Consider the following 15,973-nt stretch of genomic DNA (forward strand, 5'->3'; position numbering starts at 1 on the left):
AAAAGGGTACATCGGGGCTGCTATGCCCTGGATGGGTGTTCGCCGAGGGCTTGATCGGCCCCGCCCGGGAGCGGACCGCTAGCTGTAGACGTGCGGGGCGAGCACCCCGACACCGCGGAGGTTGCGGTACTTCTCGTCGTAGTCGAGGCCGTAGCCGATGACGAAGTCGTTCGGGATCTCGAAGCCGACGTACTTGACGTCGACGGCGACCTTGGCGGCGGCCGGCTTGCGGAACAGCGCGAAGATCTCGACCGACGCCGCGCCGCGCTTCTGCAGGTTCTCGAGCAGCCACGACAGCGTGAGGCCCGAGTCGATGATGTCCTCGACGATGATGACGTCGCGGCCGTGCAGGTCGCTGTCGAGGTCTTTGAGGATGCGCACGACGCCCGACGACTTGGTGCCGGAGCCGTACGACGAGACGGCCATCCAGTCCATCGCCGAGGCCAGCTTGAGCTCGCGCGAGAAGTCGGCCATGACCATGACCGCGCCCTTGAGGACGCCCACCAGCAGCGGCTCGCGGCCGGCGTAGTCGGCCTCGACCTGCCGGGCGACCTCGGCGATCTTGGCGTGGATCTGCTCTTCGGTGTAGAGCACGCTGGTCAGGTCGGCCTCGATGTCGCTGAGTTCCATGGTGGTGTCGTGCTCCTGGGGTCGTGGGGTGCCGAGGGGGGATCTCAGGAGGCGCCGGTCGCCGAGAAGTGCAGCGCGCCTCCGGTGCGTTCCACTGTAATGCCCGGCAGCGACACCGCCCCCTGCCCGTGCCAGTCGGTCACCAGCCGGGCGACCTCGAGGGTCTGGACGCGGCTCAGCGAGACGCCGAACTCGCTCTGCACCGCGAGCCGGATCAGTCGCTGACGCAGGGCCGCCGGGTTCGCGGCGAGCCCCCGGACGTCGAGCGAGATGCCCGCCTCGGCGTGGTCGGCCACCTCCTCGGCCAGTTCGTCGGCGAAGTGGTCGAGGGCGGACGAGTCCTCGCGCAGCGCGTCCGCCGTCCGCGCGAGCGCCTCGGTGATGCCCGGGCCCAGCTCGCGCTCGAGCATCGGCAGGACGGTCCGCCGCAGTCGCACCCGCGTGAAGGTCGGGTCGTCGTTGTGCGGATCGGCCCAGGCCTCGAGGCCGGCGTCGGTGCAGGCCGCCGCCGTGGTCGAGCGACCGACGACCAACAGGGGGCGGGCGTACAGGCCCGAGCGCGCCTCCATGCCGCTCAGGCTCGTCGCACCGCTGCCCCGGGTGAGGCCGAGCAGCACCGTCTCGGCCTGGTCGTCGCGGGTGTGGCCGAGCAGCACGGTGCGGGCACCCTGCTCGGAGGCGACGGACGACAGCGCGTCGTAGCGGGCCGTGCGGGCCGCCGCCTCGGGACCGCCCTCGGTGCCCACCGAGACCCGGACGACGACGGGGTCGAGTCCGAGGCCGCGAGCCTGCTCGGCCGCGCGGGCCGCGACGGAGCGCGAGTCGCCCTGCAGGTCGTGGTCGACGACGACCGCCCCGGCGCGCAGCCCCGCACGCGGCGCCTCGAAGGCGAGCCCCGCGGCGAGCGCGAGGGAGTCCGGCCCGCCGCTGAGGGCCACGAGCACGAGGTCGCCCTCGTCGTGACCGGACAAGGAGGCGCGCACGGCTCGTCGGACGTCGGCCGTCGCGGGGGTCAGGCGGGGTCTGTCGGGCATCTTGTAACGTTAGCGACACCGCCGACCCGTCGGGTCGGACCCCCCAACGACGCATCGCAAGGAGCACACCCATGGCCGCGTACGACGCCGTGATCGAGATCCCCAAAGGCAGCCGCAACAAGTACGAGGTCGACCACGAGACCGGTCGCGTCTACCTCGACCGCGTCCTGTTCACCGGGTTCGTCTACCCGACCGACTACGGCTTCTTCGAGAACACGCTCGGCCTCGACGGCGACCCCGTCGACGTGCTCGTGCTGCTCGACTACCCGCTCTTCCCGGGCGTCGGGGTCAAGGTGCGCCCGGTCGGCGTCTTCAACATGACCGACGACGGCGGCAGCGACGCCAAGGTCATCGCCGTCCCCGCGAAGGACCCGCGCTGGGAGCACATCCAGGACGTCACCGACGTGCCCGAGTACCTCCGCAAGGAGATCGAGCACTTCTTCGAGCACTACAAAGACCTCGAGCCCGGCAAGTGGGTCAAGACCGAGGGCTGGGGCGACGCCGCCGAGGCCGAGGCCATCGTCGAGGCCGGCATCACGAAGCTGGCCGACGAGGGGCACTGACCTCCCCGCACCCCGGTACGACGAAGGGCCCGACACCACGTGGTGTCGGGCCCTTCGTCGTGCCGGAACGCGGAGACGGCGCCTAGAGGCGGATGCCGCGGTCCGCCATGAACGGCTGCGGGTTCTGCGCGACGCCGCCGACGCGGGTCTCGAAGTGCAGGTGGCAGCCGGTCGAGTTGCCGGTCGAGCCGACGTGCCCGATCTGCTGGCCGGTGCCGACCGCCTGTCCGACGCTGACCATGATGCCGCCGTTCGGCTGGTGGCCGTACCCGGTCGTGACGCCGTTGCCGTGGTCGATCAGCACGAAGTTGCCGTAGCCGCCGTACCAGCCGGCATAGCTGACGACGCCCGCGGTCGCGGCGTAGATGGGCGTGTTGCAACCCGCGGCGAGGTCGGTGCCCGCGTGCAGGATGTACGCGTGCGTCACCGGGTTGACGCGCATGCCGAAGCCGCTCGAGATGTTGCCGCCGGCGGGGCGCGTCCAGCCCTGGGGCGAGACGACCCCGAGGGCCGTGCCGTTGGTCGCCGCCGCCGCGGCGGCAGCGGCGGCCCGTGACTCCTCGACGCCCTTCTGGTACTCGGCCTCGGTGTGGTCGACGTTGGTCTTCAGGGTCTCGAGCTGGGCCTGGAGCCGCGCCTGGTTCTCCTGCTGTGCGGCGAGGGCGTCGCTCGCGGCCTGGGCGGCGTCGTTCGCATCGGCGAGGGCCTGCTGTGCCTCGTCGGCCAGCACGGCGAGGGCGGCCTCGGCGACGGCGGCCTGGTCGCTGAGCCCCTGTGCGGTGTTGCGGTCCTGCGTGGCCTGCGCGTAGATCCCGTCGGCCTGCTCGGTGAGCTTGCTCATCGCACCGAGCTTGTAGAGCAGCTGCCCGGCCTCACCCGGGTCGGCGATCAAGGTGCCGCTGACGCCGTTCGTGCCACCGGAGCGACCGAGCTGCGCGGCGAGTTGCCCCGCCCGCTCTTCGCTGGCCTCGGCGACCTGGTCGGCGGAGTCGGCCTGCGACTGCAGCTGGGCGGTCTTGTACTGGGCGTCGTCGTAGGCGGACTGAGCCTTCTGCAGCTCGTCCCCGCGCTTCTCGGCCTCGGTGTTCGCGGCGTCGAGATCAGCCTGCATCTGGGTGAGGATGCCCTCGAGGTTGGTGATCTCGGCCTGCTTCGCGGTCTCGTCGCCGCGGGCCTTCTGCACGTCCTCCCACGACGGGTAGGACGCGGCGGTGGCCGACGACGCGGGCAGTCCGACGACGCCGGCGGTGAGCAGCAGGGACGCGGCCGCCACGGTCACGACGATGCGGGCCAGGCGCGACGACGGAGCGAGCGGGCCCGAGGTGAGGCTCGCGAGGCGCGGGCGCCCGGTGCGGCGGGTGGAGGTCATCGAGTGGTTCCGATTCGTCGTGACGGCATCGAGCCCGACCTGTCGCGCCGGGGTCGCCGTGCAGGACACGGTATCGCCGACGCCCGGTCCCGTACAGCGCCGCGGACGCGACGCCGCCGGGCGGTCGACCGACGGTCGACCCCGAACTCTCAAGAACGACTTGAAACTAGCCGTCGAGTCGGTGATCGCGGGGCAGCCGAGGCGGAGTGGCGAGCGTGTCGCCCGACCACGACAGGGGACGAGGAGGCGCGCGCAGAACCCGCCGTCACCCTCGTTTTGCTTTTCCCCGCGATCATCCGTATGCTCTGTGATCGGTTGCTATGACGTCCTCGGACACGGCCCCATCGTTTAGTGGCCTAGGACACCGCCCTTTCACGGCGGCAGCACGGGTTCGAATCCCGTTGGGGTCACCAGCACCACTGCAAGACAGCACCGAGGCATCACCTGCACCAATCACAACAGAACATCGAGTACGCTGTGTCACAGCAGCAAGTTTGGCCCTGTAGCGCAGTTGGTTAGCGCGCCGCCCTGTCACGGCGGAGGTCGCCGGTTCAAGTCCGGTCAGGGTCGCCAAGGCGAGTTCATCGCCTGGGGGCTTCGGGCCCTCACGGCTGGGTAGCTCAGTTGGTAGAGCGTTCGACTGAAAATCGAAAGGTCCACGGATCGATGCCGTGTCCAGCCACAGAAGGCCCCGCTCAGGCGGGGCCTGACTCGTTTAACGGCATGGCCGCTGGTGGGTACCGCGGCATGGCCCCTGGTGGGACCGTCTCGTGAGCATCGGCCACGACCCCGCGGTCGTCTCCCTCCGCAGCCGCTGGCTCGACCCGCTCGTCGCCGGACTCGCGGCACTGCTGCTCGGGGCCGTGTTCAGCTGGGTGCCCTCGTACTGGAGCGACGAGGCGACGACGCTGCAGGTGGCGCGCCTCCCCCTCGGCGAGTTGCTGGCGTTCGTGCACCAGCGCGACGCGGTGCACACGGTCTACTACCTCCTCATGCACTTCTGGGTCGGCGCCTTCGGCGAGGCCGAGGTGGCCACGAGGTTCCCGTCGGCCGTCTTCGTCGGGGCCGGGGCGGCCGGGGTGCTCGTCCTGACGCGGATGCTGACGACCCGTCGCACCGCGCTGCTGGCCGCCGCGGTCTTCGCGGTGCTGCCCCGCTTCACGCTCGAGGCCGCCGAGGCCCGGCCCTACGCCCTGTCGGTCGCCCTGGCCGTCTGGGTGACCGTGCTGCTGCTCGTGGCCTCCCGGCGTCACCGCCGACGCTGGTGGATCGGGTACGGCGCGGTCCTCGCCGGGTCGATCGCGACCTTCGTCCCCCTCGGCCTGATCATCGTGGTGCACGGCGTCTTCCTGCTGCTGGCGCCGGCACAGCGCCGGCGTCGCGGAGCCCGCCACCGCCTCCTCGGCTGGTCCGTCTCGACCGGGGCGGCGTTGTTCGTGACCTCGCCGGTCATCGGGACGGTCCTCGCCGAGCGCTCGCGCCTCCTGGGGGTGGCCGATCCGTCGACGGGGGCCGACGTCACCTGGTGGACGGTCCTGGTCGAACCGTGGTTCGTCACGGGCCTGGCCTTCGCCGTGGTCTCGGCGGTCCTGCTCATCCTGCTCGGCACCCGTCTCCGCGACCGCTCGCGGACGCCCGGCAGCGTGGTGTTGCTCGGCGCGCTCTGGGTCGCGTTGCCCGCCGGACTGCTGCTCGCACTGGGGCTCGTCCTGTCGCCCGTGTACACGTCGAGGCTGGTGACCTTCTCGGCACCCGGCATGTGCCTGCTGCTGGCCGTGGCCGTCACCGGCTTCCGACGGCGCTGGATCAGCATCGCCCTCGTCGCCCTGCTGGTGGCGGCCTCGGTGCCGACGTACGTGCTGCAGCGACTGCCGACCGGCAAGGGCGGCGGCAGCGACCTCTCGCAGCTCTCGAGCTACATCGAGAGCCAGGCGCGCCCGGGCGACGCGTTCCTGCTCGACGCGACCGGCACCGTGTCGACGCGACCCCGCCAGGCGATGTACGCCTACCCGGATCGATTCGCCGAGCTCGACGACGTGGCCTACGTCCGCTCGGGCCTGCCGTCGGGCTCGTACTCGGACGTCACCCTGCGTCTCGACGACGAGGACGACGCCGTCGAACTGGCCGACCGGCTGTCGTCGGTCGACCGCCTCTGGATCGCGCGGCTCTCCGTCGACGTCCTCAGCGAGGCCGACCTGCGGCAGCTCCGCGACCAGGGGTACGAGATCCGACAGGAGCACCGCACCGGTCGCAGCGTCGTCTACCTTTTCGCGCGACCGCCGGCTTGACGGTCAGGCTTGACGGTCAGGCCTGACGCTCAGGCCTGACGCTCAGGCCTGACGCTCAGGCCTGACGCTCAGCGACGCAGCTCGAGGGTGCAGCACTTGACGCCGCCGCCGCCGAGCAGCAGCTCGGACAGGTCGACGCCGATCGGGTTGTAGCCGCGCTCGCGCAGCTGACGCTCGAAGCCGGTCGCCCGGGCGGCGATCACGACGTTGTGGCCGTCCGAGTACGAGTTCAGGCCGAGGATGGCGGCGTCCTCCTCGCTGACGAGGATCGCGTCGGGGAAGCGCTGCCGCAGGATCGCGAGCGACGCGTCGTCGAACGCGCTCTCGAGGTACGCGATGGTGTGGCGGCCGTCCACCGGCTCGGGGTCGAGCACGGCGATGGCGGTGTCGAGGTGGTAGAAGCTCGGGTTCACCAGGGTGAGGCTGACGACCTCGCGCCCGAAGACGCGACCGATCTCGTCGTGCGAGCTCGAGTCGCTGCGGAAGCCCGTGCCGGCCAGGATGACGTCACCGACCAGCAGGAAGTCCCCTTCGCCCTCGTTGGTCTCGGAGGGCTCGGCGACCTCGAAACCCGCCGAGGCGAACCACCGCATGTAGGCCGGGCCCTCGGCCTGGCGCTCGGGGTAGGTGAAGCGCGCGCCGAAGGCGACGCCGTCGAGGACGAAGCCGCCGTTGGCCGCGTAGACCATGTCCGGCAGACCCGGTTCGGGGTCGATAAGCTCGACGTCGAACCCCAGGCCGACGTAGGTGTCGTAGAGGGTCTGCCACTGGGCCAGCGCCAGCGAGGTGTCGGTCGGCGTGGTGGGGTCCATCCACGGGTTGATCTTGTAGCTGACGGTGAAGTGCTCGGGCCGACACATCAAGATGGTGCGGTGGCTGGCCACGCGGGACGAGGCCCCCACGGCGGTCGCATCGGGCAGGTCGGTGGGTTCGATCGTCAGGCTCACCGGATCAGTGTCACATCGTGGGCGCGCACGAGGCCGAGCTCTCACGCACTTTTCTTGCGTATTTGTCAGCTCTGGTGCAGCATTCGGGCGTACGATGCCGTGGTGGACAATCTCGACTACGGCATCATCGACCTCCTGCGCCAGAACGCCCGCGCAGGGTACGGCGACATCGGCGCCTCGGTCGGCCTCAGCGCCTCGGCGGTGAAGCGCCGCGTCGACCGCCTCGTCGCCGACGGGGTCATCAAGGGGTTCACCGTGCAGGTCGACCCCGCCGTCGACGGGCTCGGCACCGAGGCCTACGTCGAGCTGTTCTGCCGTGGCACCGTCTCGCCCCAAGAACTGCAGCGCATCCTCGGCACGGTCCCCGAGGTCGTCGACGCCGGGACGGTGACCGGCAGCGCCGACGCCATCGTCCACATGCGCAGCCGCGACATCCCGTCGCTCGAGGAGGCCCTCGAACGCGTGCGCAACGCCCCGAACGTCGACCACACCCGCAGCGCGATCGTGCTCTCGAAGCTCATCAGCCGCCGCTCGGCCTGAGGCACGGCCCTGCGGTCGGAGGCTCAGGTCGGGCGGCTCGCAGGTCGGCCCGACTCGCAGATCGGGCCTGACTCGCAGATCGGGCCCGACCCGCAGGCCGGTCAGAGTCGCAGGTCGGCCAGCGTGGGGTCGAGGCGTCCGTACCGGTGTGCCGTCAGCGAGACCGACTGCTCTCGCAGGAACGTCAGCAGTTCGATCCGCCCCTCCTCGGTCACCTCGCCCGACGAGATCGTGACGTCGGGGCTGCCCCGCAGGGCCCGGGCCAGCGCGGCGGGATCTCCGCCGATCGTCCGGATGCGCAGGCCGCGGTAGGCCGCGACCGCCTCGGGTGACGGAGCCGGTCTCGAGTCGTCGACCCGCGCCTCCTCGGTGGAGGCCCGCTCGCCCCCGGCTGCCTCGGCCAGCAGGTCGAGCACGTCCGGGCCGGCCACCTCGGCCGTGGGGCCCTGCAGCGCCCCCGCGGCCGCCCGCGCGACGAACGCCTCGTCGCTCTCGACGACGACGTCGCGCACCCGCACCGGCGACGAGGAGGCGCGCCACAGGTGCACGAGACCCGCCGGCAGCGGCACGGCCGAACTGATGGTCAGGATCGACCCCGCCCGTGCCCCGGCGGCGACGAGCCGGACGAGAGCCGTCGGATCGGCCCCCGCGGAGAGTCGCAGCGTGACGGGGTGCGGACGGTAGCGGAGCACGTTGCGCTGGACGACGAGGCCGGTGACGTCACGGGCCAGGCCGAACTCGGACTGCCAGGCGCGCTGGTCGCTCTCGACGGCCGTCCGCAGCGAGTCGAACTGCTCGAACGAGAGGGTGGGTCGGGCCGCGTCGACGAGACGGGTGACCCCCTCGGAGACGTCGTGCAGGCGCAGCGAGGGGCGCGGCTCGTGGGGACGGTGGCGCCAGGCCCCCTGGCCGATCAGGGCGTTCGGGCCGCCGGGCTTGAGACCCCGACCGATCGCCCGTCGACCCCATCCGCCGGGGGGCCTGCGCCGGACCCGGGCGCCCGTCGTCGGACCGCCGACGACGAGGTCTCCGGCCCGCACGGTGTGCAGCCACTCGTCGATCTCGTCGACGTCGAGGGAGTGCAGACCCGCCACGTCACCGCCGTTCTCGGCGTTCTGCACCGCGATCGCCTCGGCCAGGGTCTCGACCGGGACGAGGCCGACGACGGGGACCTCGTGCGAGCGGGAGGCGAAGGCACCGCGGGCGTCGACGCCGTCGCGCACGCCCGGCGAGCAGAGGGCCCCGGTCTCGTCGAGGAGACGCGGCTCGAGCAGCCACGACTCGCCGGGGCCGAGCACGGTCAGGACGTCGAGCTCGGACCCGGTCGGGGTGGAGGCGAGCGGGCCCATCACGGTGGCGACGTCGTCGGCCGGACCCACGACGACCGCCTCGAAGGCCTCGCGCAGCAGGCGACGGAACGTCTCACCGTGACCGACGGACCCGACGGCCAGCACCAGGTCGAGGGCTCCGTGACCACGGCCGGCGTGGTCGACGACGCTGGCGACGACGTCGGCGGCGGCGAGCTCGAGGTCGGCCGACGGGGTGACGACGAGCGAGGTGACCCCCCGGGTCCGCACGGCGAGGTCGAGGTCGTGGCGTACGTCACGGAGGCCGACGGCCGTCTCGACCGCCCCGTGCGCGACCACCCGGTCGACCAGCGGGTGCGTCAGCAGGGCGCGTTCGTGGTCGGGGTCGTCCGCGACGACGAGGGCCAGGAGCGAGTCCGGGACGCCGACCGCCCAGAGCGCCTCCGCGACGACGGCGACCGCCCGCCGCCGGCTCCGGGGCAACAAGACGACGACCGCGCTGCCGGCGCCGAACGCCGCGAGCACTCCTTCGACCGTTCCGGCGACGGGCGTGACGAGGTCGGGCACGACGACCGTCAGCCGCGGGGGCCGGTGCTCGGCCGTGTCGACCGCCGCGAGCCCTCGGGTCAGGACGGCCAGACGGTGGGCCGAGTCGACGGCCGCACCGACCTCGTGGTCGGCCTCGGACAGGGTCGAACCGGACTCGCTGACGGACACCTCGACCAGGCGCGAACGCCGCAGGGCGAGCTCGCGGCCCGCCAGGTCGAGCAGCTCGGCGCGGGTCTCGGGGTCTTGGCCGCCCCAGGCCCCGCCGGCCGAGGAGGCGCGGGTCACCATCGCCTCGAGGGAGTCGTCGTCGAGGGCGCCGTCGTCCGAGGAGGCGGCCCCGAGTGAGGGGGCCGCGTCGGCGGTCTCGATGCCGGCGACCGACCGACGGGCGCGCCCGAGCACACCTCGGGCCCACCTCCGGTTGCCGTCGAGCGAAGGATCGGTGTCGGCCTCGGCCACGAAGTCGACGACGTGGTCGGGGCCCTCGTCGAGCGGGCCCGACCGGTCTCGACGGCGCCGGGGCACGGAGGGCAGATCGCCGACGGCCGCCACGGCGCGGTCGTGCCTGCGAGCCTCTCGCGCGAACGCCGCCTCGTGGTCGACGTCGAGGGCGCTCGAGAGGAATCCCTCGGGGTCGGCGAGCGCGTCGAGCCGGCCCACCAGGTGTCGCACGGCGGAGTCGAACTCGCCGGAGACGGTCACCGGCACCAGGAGGACGAGTGACCCGAGCTCGGAGCGGACGGCCTCGACGAGCCCGGGTGCGGCCCCCAGCCACATCTCGACGTCGAGCAGGTGGTCGGTGCCGTGGCGACGGGCGACCGTGACGGCATGGGCCAGGTCGAAGACGTCGTGCCCGGCGAGGCCGACCCGGGCGACCGCGGCGTTCTCGGGCCTCAGCGCGAACTCGACCAGCCGGAGGTGGCTCGCGTCGGTCTCGTGCTTGGCCTCGAAGGTGACGACGGGCCAGTCGTGCAGGCGGGCGTCGACGATCTCGTCGAGTCGCGACCCGCCCTTCACCAGCCGGACCGAGATCGGCGCGCCGCCCCGTTCGACGCGGTCACGGGCCCAGTCGGTGAGCAACCTCAGCGAGTCGAGCGCCTCGGGGACGTACGACTGGACGACGATGCCCGCCGTCACCGCCTCGAGCCCGGGTCGGTCGAGCAGTCGCGTGAAGACGTCGATCGTGAGGTCGACGTCGGCGTGCCGGTCGACGCCGAGGGTGAGGAGCGTGCCCGTCGACGCCGCCAGCTCGACCAGGGGCCGGAGCCTCGACTCGGCGAGGTCGCTCGTCTCGTCGAAGGCCCAGGGCGAGGTCGGGCCGACGAGCTCGCGGACGGTCGTCGTGACGCGCTCGACGTCGGGCCGCTCGATCAGGGCCCGGACCGCGGCGACCCGGCGCTCGGCCTGGGTCGGTCCCGACACCGTGGGCCCCCAGGCGGTGACGTCGAGCCGGACGCCGTCGCCGCGCAGACCCGTGAGGGCCTGCTCGAGCTTCTCGGGTGGCGCGTCGACGAGCAGGTGCCCGACCATGTGGCGCAGCGTCCGCCGCGCGACCGGCATGATCGGCTTGGGTGCGATCGGGCCGAAGCCCCCACCGAACGAGATGGCCGCCCGGAGGTGCCAGGGCAGCAGGGCCGGCGTGCGTCGGCTGAGCGACTCGAGGGCCGATGCGCCCGCCCGGTCGTCCCCAGGGCGGACGACGCGGTCGGCGAAGTCGCGGGCGAAGTCGAGGCCGCGGGGGTCGCGCAGCACCTCGGTCAGACGGGCGGCCGGACCCTGCACCGGGACGGCACGCGCGGCGTCCCACCAGCGGCGGGCTGTCTCGACGGTCTGCTGCGTGACTTCGTCGGCGTGCACATCGGACATGGGTCGAGGATATGCCGCGCCACCGTCCCTACACTGGGCGAATGGCCGACGAACTCACCGACGAGGAGTGGGTCGTCTGGGACTCCTTCTACGCCATGAGACGGCGCCTCGACCGGGCCCTCGAGCTCCGTCTGCAGAGCGATTCGGGCGTGTCCGCCCCCGAGTACGAGATCCTCGTCGGCCTGGGCCGGAGCAGCGACCGACGCTCGCGCGTGCGGGACATCGCCGAGCAGATCGGCTGGGAGAAGAGCCGGGTCAGCCACCAGGTCACCCGCATGGAGCGCCGAGGGCTGGTGCGCCGCACCGAGTGCGCCTCCGATGCGCGGGGCACCTGGGTCGAGCTGACGCCTGACGGCCGCCGGGCCATGCTCGCGGCGACCCGGGGGCACACGGCCGCCATCAAGAGGTACTTCGCGGACGTGCTCGAGACGGACGCCGAGGTCGTCCGGGCGTTCTCGGGTCGCGTGCTCGAGGCGATCGGCACGGACGCGTCGCCCGACGCCCAGGCCTGACCCGCGCCTCCTCTGCGTCCCGACGCGGACGCGCGGTCGTCGCGGCCACCTCGGCGGTCTCGGCCCTCTCGGCCGTGCCGGCCGCGTCAGTGGAAGCGGTGGTCCTGGATGGTCATGCGCGGGCCGAACCTCGGCTTCGAGAAGCCGCTGCCCGTGATCAACCGCATGACGCGTTCACGGTGGCCGCGCCACGGCTCGAGCAGCTCGAGCATGCCGTCGTCGTCCACGGGACGGCCGATGAGCGCCCATCCGACCACGGCGGGCAGGTGGTAGTCGCCCACGCTGGGGCTGTCGGGGTCGCCGTGCGCACGCTGCGTCGTCTCGGCGGCGGTCCAGACGCCCACGCCGGGGATCGACCGGAGGCGCGTCGCGACCTCGTCGCCACCCCGACCGACGGCGAGCGTGCGTTCTAGTGCCGGCGCCACCGCACAGACCCTCATGACGGTCGCCGATCGCTGCGGCCCGACGCCGGCCCGGTGCCACTCCCAGCTGGGGATGCGGCGCCAGCCCTGGGCGTCCGGCGGCACGACGAGCCCCTCGGGTGCCGGACCCGGCGCCGGCGTGCCGTGTCGACGCACGAGCTGCCGCCACGCACGCCAGGCCTCGACGCTCGTGACCTTCTGCTCGAGGATCGCCGGGACGACGGCCTGCAGCACGAGGTTGGTGCGGGTCAGCCGGAGCCCCGGTTGCCGCCGACGGGCGTCGGCCAGGAACTCGTTCGTCGTGACGTCGAGCCCCGACCAGTCGTCGCCGCGGCCCAGCAGCTCGGGCACGTGCTCGATCGCCCAGGCGGCTCCCGGCCCCCACGCGTCGGCGCGGACGGACGAGGAGGCGCGGCTCGCCGACACGCAGAGCGTCGCCTCGCCCGCCGGGGTGCGCAGGGCGAGCCACGTCCGGTCGCCGTCGACCCGGAACGAGGGATCGCCCGAGCCGCGACCCAGGGGCCGCAGGGTGGCCCGCACGTCCACCGGGCGTGCCGACGAGTAGACCGTCCCGAGCCGTCGGTCGTCCGCGTCGGGAGCGGCCCCCGTGCGCTCGAGCTGATCCATGTCGCGATGGTAGACGCTCCCGCCGACAACCCCTCTTGCGTCATGGCTCATGTCTGTGTGATATTTTATGCGTCGGCCATCCGCCGCCCGTGCACGAGACGAGAGACACCGAGCAGACCCGATGACGATCACCACGAGACCCCTGTCCGCACCCGCAGGTGCCCGCGTCACCTCCTCCGTGCCCGGCCGACCGAACCGCCACCACCAGGGCGATGCCCACGGTCCCGACGTCGCCCCGGCCGCTCCCCCGGTCCGGCGGGCCGCCGCCCGTCGGGCCAAGCGGGCGATCGACGTGGTCGGGGCCGTCGCCGCTCTGACCACCCTCGCCCCCGCGCTCGCCCTCGTCGCCCTGGCGGTGCGACTCGACAGCCGCGGCCCGGTCCTCTACCGCCAAGAACGCTGTGGGCTCGACGGCCGGACCTTCGAGATGCTGAAGTTCCGATCGATGGCCGACTCCGATCGGGCCGTCGCGATCATGCCCGAGGCGAACGACGCCGACGGGCCGCTCTTCAAGCTCCGCGTCGATCCGCGTGTGACCCGGGTCGGCCGCGTGCTCCGCAGGCACTCGCTCGACGAGCTGCCGCAGCTGGTGAACGTGCTGCGGGGCGACATGAGCCTGGTCGGGCCGCGCCCGGCCCTGCCGCGAGAGGTCTCCCAGTACTGCAGCCGCGCCCGCCAGCGCCTGACGGTGCTGCCGGGGCTGACCGGCCCGTGGCAGGTGGGGGGCCGCTCCGACCTCGACTGGGACGCCGGGCTCGACGTCGACCTCGGCTACGTCCACGGCTGGACGCCGACGACCGATGCGCGGTTGCTCGTGCAGACGATCGGCGCCGTAGTCCGGCCCTCCGGCGCGTACTGAGCGAGACGCGGCAAGCGTTCCCCGGACCCGACCGCCGACCAGACCCCCGAAGCGGAGCCACCATGACCGACCACCGTGCCCGCAGACGACGCCGCTCGTTCTTCCGACGCCACCGTCTCGCCATGACGAGCCTGCTCGTGCTGGTCGGCGTCGTGATCACGGGGATCGGGGCACTGGCGATCTTCGGTCTCAGCACGATCCGGTCGGCCGAGGACGCCCTCGACGACGTCGGCACCCTGACCGACTACGCGGGCCGTCCCGCCCCCGCCACCGACGGCTCCGTCAACCTGCTGCTCCTCGGGTCGGACAGCCGCGAGCCCGTCGACGACCGCGATCTCGGGGGCTCCGGGCCGCGACGGGCGGACACGATCATGGTCGCCCACATCGCCGCGGACCGTCACTCCGTCGAGCTCGTGTCGATCCCTCGCGACACTTGGGTCGAGGTGCCGGGCCACGGCCAGGCCAAGGTCAACGCCGCCCTGGCCTGGGGCGGCGTCCCGCTCCAGACCCGGACGATCGAGGCGTTGACGGGCGCACGCATCGACCACGCCGCCGTCGTCGACTTCGGCGGCGTCGAATCGATCGTCGCGACGTTGGGTGCCGTGACCGTGCAGAACGACGTCGAGTTCCGTCGAGGAGATCGCGTCTTCGCCGAGGGAGCCGTCACCCTCGACGGTCCGAGCGCTCTCGAGTACGTGCGCGAGCGCTACGCCTTCGCCGACGGCGACTTCCAGCGCATGCGCAATCAACGAGCCCTGGTGGCCGCCATCACCGACCGCCTGGTCAGCACGCGCACCCTGACCGATCCGGCGCGCGTCTCGGCGTTCGTCGAGACCACCGCCGGTCACATCGGGGTGGACAGCTCGTGGACCACGAGCGACATGATCGGTCTCGGCCTCTCGTTGAGGCAGCTCCGACCGTCCGACGTGACGTCCTTCACGATGCCCGTCTCGGGCACCGGCACGTCACCCGACGGGCAATCGATCGTCGTCGTCGACGACTCGGTGCTCGACGACCTCCGTCGGGCGTTCGCCGACGACGACCTCGAGGCGCTCAGCCCCCCTGCGGGCTGAGCGAACGGATCAGAGCGGCCGCTGCCGGGCCCCAGCCGCCACCCGTCGCACCGGTCGACACCCGCACGGCATCCGAGAACGTCCGCCACGAGCTCGGCGGCAGTCCGAATCCGCACGAGATCACCCCATGGGCCAGACGGGGCTCGAGGATGTCGAGTTCGCGGGACAGCGCCGGTGATCGTTCGACCGAGGCGAGTCGCCTGATGGTGGCACCCAGGCAGGTCAGGGTCGTCAGGGTCGCCGGGGCCCCTTCGGACCTCGTCGCCAAGGGGAGCAGTCGGCTCGTCACCGCCGCGATCTCGGCCCGGTCGGCGCTGCCGCCCGTCGGGTGTCGATCGGCCGACCACGACACGAGTCGTGCGTACAGGTCGCGGGCGGCGACGACGTCGGCGACCTCGGGGCGAGCGACCCGCGTGTAGCAGTTCGGAGCCATGTCGACGAGGCCCCTCTCGTCGAGCCGCTCGAGAGCGGAACGGACGGGAGTCCGCGAGACGCCCAGCCAGGTGGTGAGTTCGTCGTCGGCGAGCCTCTCGCCGGGCGTCAGGGTGCCGTCCAGGATCGCGACGAGGATCATCCGGTAGACGTCGTCGCTGAGGCGTGGTCGGACGAGGGTCGCGCGGGCGCCGGCCCTCGCGACGTCGTCACCCCGGGGGAGGACGCGACGGTCCTCGACGACGGCGGACGCCCCGAGCGGATCGGACGCCCCGTCCCGGGCGACGTCGGGCGGGTCGAGCCTCGAGGTGACCCGTTCGCACCCCTCGGCCGCGGCGTCGACCAGCCCGCCGCCGAGTGACCGACGAACCTCGACGAACACGTCGGCGACGACGTCGAGATCGTCGGCGGACAGCTCTCGGAGGTGATGGCGCAGGGGCAGCGTCAGACGTCGCGCGTGTCGGACGGCGAGGCGGCCGAACACGTGGTCGTCGACGGCCGACCACACCGCCGCCCAGGAGTCGCCGACCGCGTCGACCTCCTCGACGGAACCGTCGGCCGAGGAGGAACGAGCGCGGCAGTCGTCGACGAGGCCCGACAGGCGTCGATCGAGCCCGGTTCGTTCGTCGTGACCCGCCGACGCCACGACGGCCGCGAGCAGGGCGCACCCGACCGCCAGGAGGTCGACGGCGACCTCGCGGCGAGGGACCACGACGCTCGTCGCCCTCCGGGCCGAGATCTCGGCCAGTCGCACCTGCTCGAGCTTCGCGATGGCGACCCGGATCGGCGTCCGCGAGACACCGAGCCACGTCTCGCAGTCGGCGTCTCGCAGACGCTCGCCCGGTCGCAGCGTGCCGTCGAGGATCGCCTCGACCAGGTACTCGAAGACGGCGTCCTTCTGCAGGCGCCGAGGGATGACCGGACGGGCGGGGGTCGGGACGGGCATCGTCGCCTT

Annotated in this window: 13 protein-coding genes and 3 tRNA genes; 9 read left to right on the top strand and 7 right to left on the bottom strand. The window is 72.5% G+C overall.

What is annotated here, in order from left to right; translation table 11 throughout:
• Window positions 1–78 precede the first annotated feature (78 nt).
• Window positions 79–630 (bottom strand): hypoxanthine phosphoribosyltransferase, encoded by a 552-nt coding sequence (gene hpt / locus HQQ78_RS13180; protein WP_056044086.1) that lies wholly within the window; start codon window positions 628–630, stop codon window positions 79–81.
• A gap of 44 nt (window positions 631–674) precedes the next feature.
• On the bottom strand, window positions 675–1,664 hold the full coding sequence (gene tilS, locus HQQ78_RS13185) for a tRNA lysidine(34) synthetase TilS (protein WP_173153920.1): 990 nt from the start codon (window positions 1,662–1,664) through the stop codon (window positions 675–677).
• 71 nt (window positions 1,665–1,735) lie between these two features.
• On the opposite strand from tilS, the gene ppa reads away from it, so the two are divergent.
• Entirely contained in the window at window positions 1,736–2,227 is a 492-nt protein-coding gene (ppa, locus tag HQQ78_RS13190; RefSeq protein WP_043593233.1) for an inorganic diphosphatase, read from the top strand.
• Between the two features lie 82 nt (window positions 2,228–2,309).
• On the opposite strand, the gene HQQ78_RS13195 is transcribed toward ppa, so the two are convergent.
• Window positions 2,310–3,596 (bottom strand): M23 family metallopeptidase, encoded by a 1,287-nt coding sequence (locus tag HQQ78_RS13195; RefSeq protein ID WP_173153923.1) that lies wholly within the window; start codon window positions 3,594–3,596, stop codon window positions 2,310–2,312.
• Window positions 3,597–3,933: 337 nt separating this feature from the next.
• On the opposite strand from HQQ78_RS13195, the gene HQQ78_RS13200 reads away from it, so the two are divergent.
• The 4 genes from HQQ78_RS13200 to HQQ78_RS13215 all read left to right on the top strand — a co-directional run bounded on the left by HQQ78_RS13200 (window position 3,934) and on the right by HQQ78_RS13215 (window position 5,884).
• Window positions 3,934–4,009: transfer RNA gene (locus HQQ78_RS13200), tRNA-Glu, on the top strand.
• A gap of 83 nt (window positions 4,010–4,092) precedes the next feature.
• Window positions 4,093–4,169 (top strand) — tRNA-Asp (locus HQQ78_RS13205).
• 36 nt (window positions 4,170–4,205) lie between these two features.
• A tRNA-Phe gene (locus HQQ78_RS13210) sits at window positions 4,206–4,278 on the top strand.
• Between the two features lie 88 nt (window positions 4,279–4,366).
• Window positions 4,367–5,884, top strand: coding sequence for a glycosyltransferase family 39 protein (locus HQQ78_RS13215; protein WP_173153927.1), 1,518 nt, complete (start codon window positions 4,367–4,369; stop codon window positions 5,882–5,884).
• A 68-nt stretch (window positions 5,885–5,952) separates the two neighbouring features.
• Here the strand turns inward: HQQ78_RS13215 and ddaH are convergent, their stop codons facing one another.
• Window positions 5,953–6,831, bottom strand: coding sequence for a dimethylargininase (gene ddaH, locus HQQ78_RS13220; RefSeq protein WP_371740441.1), 879 nt, complete (start codon window positions 6,829–6,831; stop codon window positions 5,953–5,955).
• Window positions 6,832–6,933: 102 nt separating this feature from the next.
• Between ddaH and HQQ78_RS13225 the strand changes: the two genes are divergently transcribed.
• Entirely contained in the window at window positions 6,934–7,371 is a 438-nt protein-coding gene (locus HQQ78_RS13225; protein WP_043593232.1) for an Lrp/AsnC family transcriptional regulator, read from the top strand.
• Window positions 7,372–7,472: 101 nt separating this feature from the next.
• Here HQQ78_RS13225 and HQQ78_RS13230 read toward each other — a convergent pair whose 3' ends face one another.
• The gene (locus HQQ78_RS13230; RefSeq protein WP_173153930.1) at window positions 7,473–11,093 is read right to left on the bottom strand and encodes a proline dehydrogenase family protein; all 3,621 of its coding nucleotides are present in this window, start codon (window positions 11,091–11,093) and stop codon (window positions 7,473–7,475) included.
• 41 nt (window positions 11,094–11,134) lie between these two features.
• Here HQQ78_RS13230 and HQQ78_RS13235 point away from each other — a divergent pair, with 41 nt between their 5' ends.
• Window positions 11,135–11,605, top strand: coding sequence for a MarR family winged helix-turn-helix transcriptional regulator (locus HQQ78_RS13235; RefSeq protein ID WP_173153933.1), 471 nt, complete (start codon window positions 11,135–11,137; stop codon window positions 11,603–11,605).
• A gap of 86 nt (window positions 11,606–11,691) precedes the next feature.
• Here the strand turns inward: HQQ78_RS13235 and HQQ78_RS13240 are convergent, their stop codons facing one another.
• Entirely contained in the window at window positions 11,692–12,654 is a 963-nt protein-coding gene (locus tag HQQ78_RS13240) for a DNA-3-methyladenine glycosylase (protein ID WP_173153936.1), read from the bottom strand.
• A gap of 121 nt (window positions 12,655–12,775) precedes the next feature.
• Between HQQ78_RS13240 and HQQ78_RS13245 the strand changes: the two genes are divergently transcribed.
• Together HQQ78_RS13245 and HQQ78_RS13250 are read left to right on the top strand one after the other, a co-directional pair.
• On the top strand, window positions 12,776–13,513 hold the full coding sequence (locus tag HQQ78_RS13245; RefSeq protein ID WP_254065143.1) for a sugar transferase: 738 nt from the start codon (window positions 12,776–12,778) through the stop codon (window positions 13,511–13,513).
• A 62-nt stretch (window positions 13,514–13,575) separates the two neighbouring features.
• Window positions 13,576–14,586, top strand: a complete 1,011-nt coding sequence (locus HQQ78_RS13250; RefSeq protein WP_173153942.1) for an LCP family protein — start codon at window positions 13,576–13,578, stop codon at window positions 14,584–14,586.
• Here the strand turns inward: HQQ78_RS13250 and HQQ78_RS16455 are convergent.
• Window positions 14,567–15,964 (bottom strand): GntR family transcriptional regulator, encoded by a 1,398-nt coding sequence (locus HQQ78_RS16455; protein ID WP_216844342.1) that lies wholly within the window; start codon window positions 15,962–15,964, stop codon window positions 14,567–14,569. The two genes, HQQ78_RS13250 and HQQ78_RS16455, sit on opposite strands and share 20 nt — an antisense overlap.
• Window positions 15,965–15,973 lie beyond the last annotated feature (9 nt).

Source organism: Frigoribacterium sp. VKM Ac-2859 (assembly GCF_013204925.1).
GTDB lineage: Bacteria > Actinomycetota > Actinomycetes > Actinomycetales > Microbacteriaceae > Frigoribacterium.